The organism is Bartonella sp. CM120XJJH (genome assembly GCF_042194715.1).
GTDB lineage: Bacteria > Pseudomonadota > Alphaproteobacteria > Rhizobiales > Rhizobiaceae > Bartonella.
In genome coordinates, this window is sequence record NZ_JBHINE010000042.1 from 1 (window position 1) to 4,133 (window position 4,133).

The window sequence follows — 4,133 nt, forward strand, 5'->3', positions numbered from 1 at the left end:
TGCCGGTGCTAGTAGGGATGAATATGACAGCGGTGCTGGAGCGGATGGTGCTGTTCTTATAAGATTATGGAAAGAATGAATGGTTATAAAAAACCACAAGAGAAAGATGATCAAAACTAAGCTATAGCGAAGTCATTCTTTATCTCTAGAGGGATGCCCCGAAATCATGGCTAATCCCCTCTTCTACTCCAAAAATTTTGTAAAGAGATCAACGGCTCTTGGCAAGCCGCTCTGATAACCTATCGCTATGAGAAATCAAGCAGATATATCACAGGAATTATCCTAGAAACACCAAACCAAAGAAAGAAACAAAAAATAGGGGCTGGGCTGGTAGTCCAGCCAACGGGAACAGTTTTGCGACAAACCCGTCCGATGCAACTCAACTCAACATCGCAGCCACTTCTTATCACTTGGAAACAGTGAGAAGATGGCTAATATAGATGGAAGAGTGTTAAAAAATGATGGATACACTTTGTAAAGAAAAATTAAAATCTATTGATCCTATAGAACCAGCTGCCGCTTATGTTGGTGGCAAAATCAAGTTGGCAAAAACCATTATCAAAATCATTGAAGGCATTCCCCATCGCACTTATGCCGAACCTTTTGTTGGCATGGGAGGAATATTCTTTAGGCGGAAATTGATTCCCTTATATGAAGTCATCAATGATCGCTCAGGCGATGTGGTGAATTTTTTTCGGGTGTTGCAACGCCATTATCACCCTTTTATGGATCTGTTGGAGTTCCAGATTAGCAGCCGTGAGGCGTTTCAACGTTTTACGTTACAAGATCCAAAGACGCTTACGGATTTAGAGCGAGCTTTGCGGTTTTTATATCTACAGCGGTTGAGTTTTGGTGGGCAGGTGGCAAAGCGTACCTTTGGAGTTGATCCCCACCGTGGTGCACGGTTTAACTCTTTCAAACTTGAAGGGTTCTTAAAGCTTATTTACCGGCGTTTATCAGGCGTTATGACCGGCCAACGACCTTGTTTTACCTTGATCCACCTTATTGGGGCGTTGAGAATTGCTATGGCAAGGATTTGTTTAAGCGAGAGGATTACCAGACGATGTCCACACTGCTTGCACAATTAAAAGGAAAGTTTGTTCTGTCTCTCAATGATGTGCCAGAGATCCGAAAAACCTTTAGCCAATTTAAACTAAAAGAAGTGAATACATCTTATACATGTGGTTCAAATAATCCAATGCCGGCTCAAGAGCTGATCATCTCAAATTGCGATTTCTAAAACGAGAAATAATACATATTAAAGGGTCTTTAAATGATCTTTGAAGACCTTTTGAAACCCCTTAAAAATCTTTCAAAAAAATAAATTAGTATAAAACCTAAGCTATCAGACTTTCTAGTGGAATATTGAACTGTTGGTGCAAGTTTTTAATCATGCGCAGTGTTAATTTTCTTTTACCACTCAAGATTTCATAAACACGATTTAAATGACCAATCGCAGGAACGAGATCTTTAGCACTTAAATTCATTTGTTCCATTCTAAATTTAATAGCTTCAATCGGGTGAGGAGGAGAAACAGGATAGTGTTCTGCTTCATACGCTTCAATCAACAACACAAGAACCTCCATTTGATCAAATTCTGGAGTATTCTCTTTAGGTTGATTGTCAAACATTGCAGACACAATTTCTAAAGCTTCTTGATAATCTCTTTCAGTGCGAAGTGGTTTGATATTCATTTCTTAAATTCCTTTAGTTCTACAGTATTAGCATCAATTGCATCATACTGTTTGTGTATCCCTATAAATTTTATATAAAGCCAACCTGCTGGATAAAAGATTGAAACAACTAAACGATAATCATTGCCTCTAATATTAAAAACAACACGATTATTCTTTAATATGCTTGCATTTTTATACTTCTCTTTAATGTCATGAGGAGAACGCCACTGCGCATTTTTAGCTTCATCTACCCATGCTTTTAACGGTTGTTCAGCATCAGGATATCGAGCCCAAAAAGTTTGAAGTGTGGAGATTTTAACAATTTTCATAAGTGTATCCTGATTTTTATCAATCTTAGTACCATTTTGGTACTAAGTCAAGATATTTATAAAAAGAAAGTGCTTGTTGAAAACAAACCTTTCTCAAGAGCGGCTTTTACCTCTCATTTTTCCCATTCATTTTCATTCACCCCTCATTTAAAGGAGCATAAAGTATGGCAACAGGTTTTCTACACGGTGTTGAAGTTGTCGAAGTTGACGACGGCACCCGTCCCCTTCGCGCGGTACAATCGGCAGTTATCGGGATTGTTGGCACAGCGCCCGATGCTGATGAACAAGCCTTTCCTCTTAACACACCCGTTTTGGTAACGGGTTCACTTTCACAAGCCGCTAAACTGGATAAAACAGGTAAGCGTCAAGGCACCCTACCCAATGCCCTTGATCTCATTTTCAAGCAAGTGGGTGCCATTGTTGTTGTCGTGCGCGTAAAAGAAGGTGATAATGAAAATGCAACTCTCACCAATGTGCTTGGTGGTGTGAATGCAAATGGCGCTTATGAAGGCGTCCATGCTTTGATTGGAGCACAATCCATTGTGGGACAAACACCACGCATTCTCATCGCTCCAGGCTTTACGCACAAACGCCCTATAAGTCTTAGCAAGATTGATGTGATAAACCAAGGAAGTGGTTACACTCAAGCAACCGTTAAAATTGCCGGCGGTGCAGAAGCAGAAGCAATCCTGAAAGATGGAAAAGTAACGTCACTTGTCATTAAGGACAGTGGCTTTGATTATCAAACCGCCCCAAATGTGATGATTGAAGGAGATGGCACTGGTGCGACAGCTAAAGCCGAGATCAGCACAACCTCTAATCCAGTAGCGGCAGAACTCATTGGCATTGCTGAACGCCTACGCGCTATTGTGGTGCTTGATGCACCAAACACAACAGATGAAGCAGCCCTTAGTGCAGCAAAGGATTTTGATTCAAAGCGCGCTATTATCATTGACCCTTTTGTAAAGGTGAATCATGATGGAAAAATCTTAGAACAGCCAGCAAGTGCAGCAGTTGCTGGTGTCATTGCCAAAACTGATTTTACACACGGTTTTTGGCATTCTCCTTCCAATAAAGTGATCAATGGCATTGTTGGTATTACGCGCCCTATTGATTTTTCCATTGGGGACAGATCAAGCCGTGCCAACCTTCTCAACGAACAAAACATCACAACCATTATTCGCGAAAATGGTTATCGCCTCTGGGGTAATCGCACCCTTTCAAGCGATACAAAATTTGCCTTTTTATCCGTGGTACGCACCGCAGATATGATCAATGACGCCATTTTGCGCGGGCATCTATGGGCTGTGGACCGCAATATCAAAAAAACCTACATGAGTGACGTCAGTGAAAGCGTCAATGCCTATTTGCGTGATTTAAAAGCACAAGGCGCCATCCTTGGTGGGCGTTGTACGCCTGATCTAGAGTTGAATACAGCAAGCGCTATTGAAGGCGGCAGAGTCTATTTCAATGTCGAATTCACACCAACAACACCCGCAGAACACATCACATTCCGTTCACGCATTGTGAATGATTATTTAGAGGAGATCTTTTAATGGCTATCCCCGTTTTACCAAGAGTTTTGAAATATTTTAACATTTTTGTTGACGGCATTCCTTATCAAGCAAAATGTGAAAGCGTAACACTACCAAATTTGAGTTTGGTCGTTGAAAATTATCGTGGCGGAGGCATGGATTCCTCCATTGAAGTTGACCTTGGTCTTGAAACTCTCATTCTCACCATGACCATTTCTGATTGCTCTCCAGAGTTGATGGCACTGTTGGGGCGCACTGATGTCAACATTTCATTGCGCAGTTCAATGCAAGCCCAAGGCACACCAGCAGAAGGTGTTGTCATTACCATGAGAGGACTATGCAAAGGCTTTGAAATGGCAGAATGGCAACCGGGGAGCAAAGCAACATCCACAGCGACCTTCACATTGCAGTATTTCAAATATGTTCAAAAGGATGTTGAAATCGTTGAGATAGACGTCCTAAACCTCATCAGAAAATTCAATGGCGTCAATCAATTAGCAGATCATAGAGAAAACTTAGGATTATAAAAATGACAGTACAAACAAGCATTACACATAAATTACTTGTACCGGTTACCTTTGAAGGAAAAGAAC

Annotated in this window: 4 protein-coding genes and 1 pseudogene; 3 read left to right on the forward strand and 2 right to left on the reverse strand. The window is 41.1% G+C overall.

The annotated features are described in order from the left end of the window. Positions 1-461: 461 nt before the first annotated feature. Positions 462-1,240: pseudogene (locus ACFIKU_RS09320) on the forward strand (DNA adenine methylase). Positions 1,241-1,337: 97 nt separating this feature from the next. On the opposite strand, the gene ACFIKU_RS09325 reads toward ACFIKU_RS09320, so the two are convergent. Together ACFIKU_RS09325 and ACFIKU_RS09330 are read right to left on the reverse strand one after the other, a co-directional pair. Beyond that, positions 1,338-1,694, reverse strand: coding sequence for a type II toxin-antitoxin system HigA family antitoxin (locus tag ACFIKU_RS09325; RefSeq protein WP_156851753.1), 357 nt, complete (start codon positions 1,692-1,694; stop codon positions 1,338-1,340). After that, positions 1,691-2,005 carry a type II toxin-antitoxin system HigB family toxin gene (locus tag ACFIKU_RS09330; protein ID WP_375657342.1) on the reverse strand — a complete coding sequence of 105 codons (315 nt, stop codon included), beginning with the start codon at positions 2,003-2,005 and terminating at the stop codon, positions 1,691-1,693. Before ACFIKU_RS09330 ends, ACFIKU_RS09325 begins: the two co-directional genes overlap by 4 nt. Positions 2,006-2,169: 164 nt before the next feature. Here ACFIKU_RS09330 and ACFIKU_RS09335 point away from each other — a divergent pair, with 164 nt between their 5' ends. Together ACFIKU_RS09335 and ACFIKU_RS09340 are read left to right on the forward strand one after the other, a co-directional pair. Further along, positions 2,170-3,561, forward strand: coding sequence for a phage tail sheath subtilisin-like domain-containing protein (locus tag ACFIKU_RS09335; RefSeq protein WP_375657343.1), 1,392 nt, complete (start codon positions 2,170-2,172; stop codon positions 3,559-3,561). Beyond that, positions 3,561-4,067: a phage major tail tube protein gene (locus ACFIKU_RS09340; protein ID WP_375657344.1), complete on the forward strand. Its 507-nt coding sequence runs from the start codon at positions 3,561-3,563 to the stop codon at positions 4,065-4,067. The genes ACFIKU_RS09335 and ACFIKU_RS09340 overlap by 1 nt, the downstream gene beginning before the upstream one ends. Positions 4,068-4,133: the final 66 nt, after the last annotated feature.

Excerpts from the sequence above, each read along its gene's own strand:
- ACFIKU_RS09340 (WP_375657344.1), top strand. The coding sequence starts at position 3,561 with ATGGCTATCCCCGTTTTACCAAGAGTTTTGAAATATTTTAACATTTTT.
- ACFIKU_RS09335 (WP_375657343.1), top strand. The coding sequence starts at position 2,170 with ATGGCAACAGGTTTTCTACACGGTGTTGAAGTTGTCGAAGTTGACGAC.
- ACFIKU_RS09330 (WP_375657342.1), bottom strand. The coding sequence starts at position 2,005 with ATGAAAATTGTTAAAATCTCCACACTTCAAACTTTTTGGGCTCGATAT.
- ACFIKU_RS09325 (WP_156851753.1), bottom strand. The coding sequence starts at position 1,694 with ATGAATATCAAACCACTTCGCACTGAAAGAGATTATCAAGAAGCTTTA.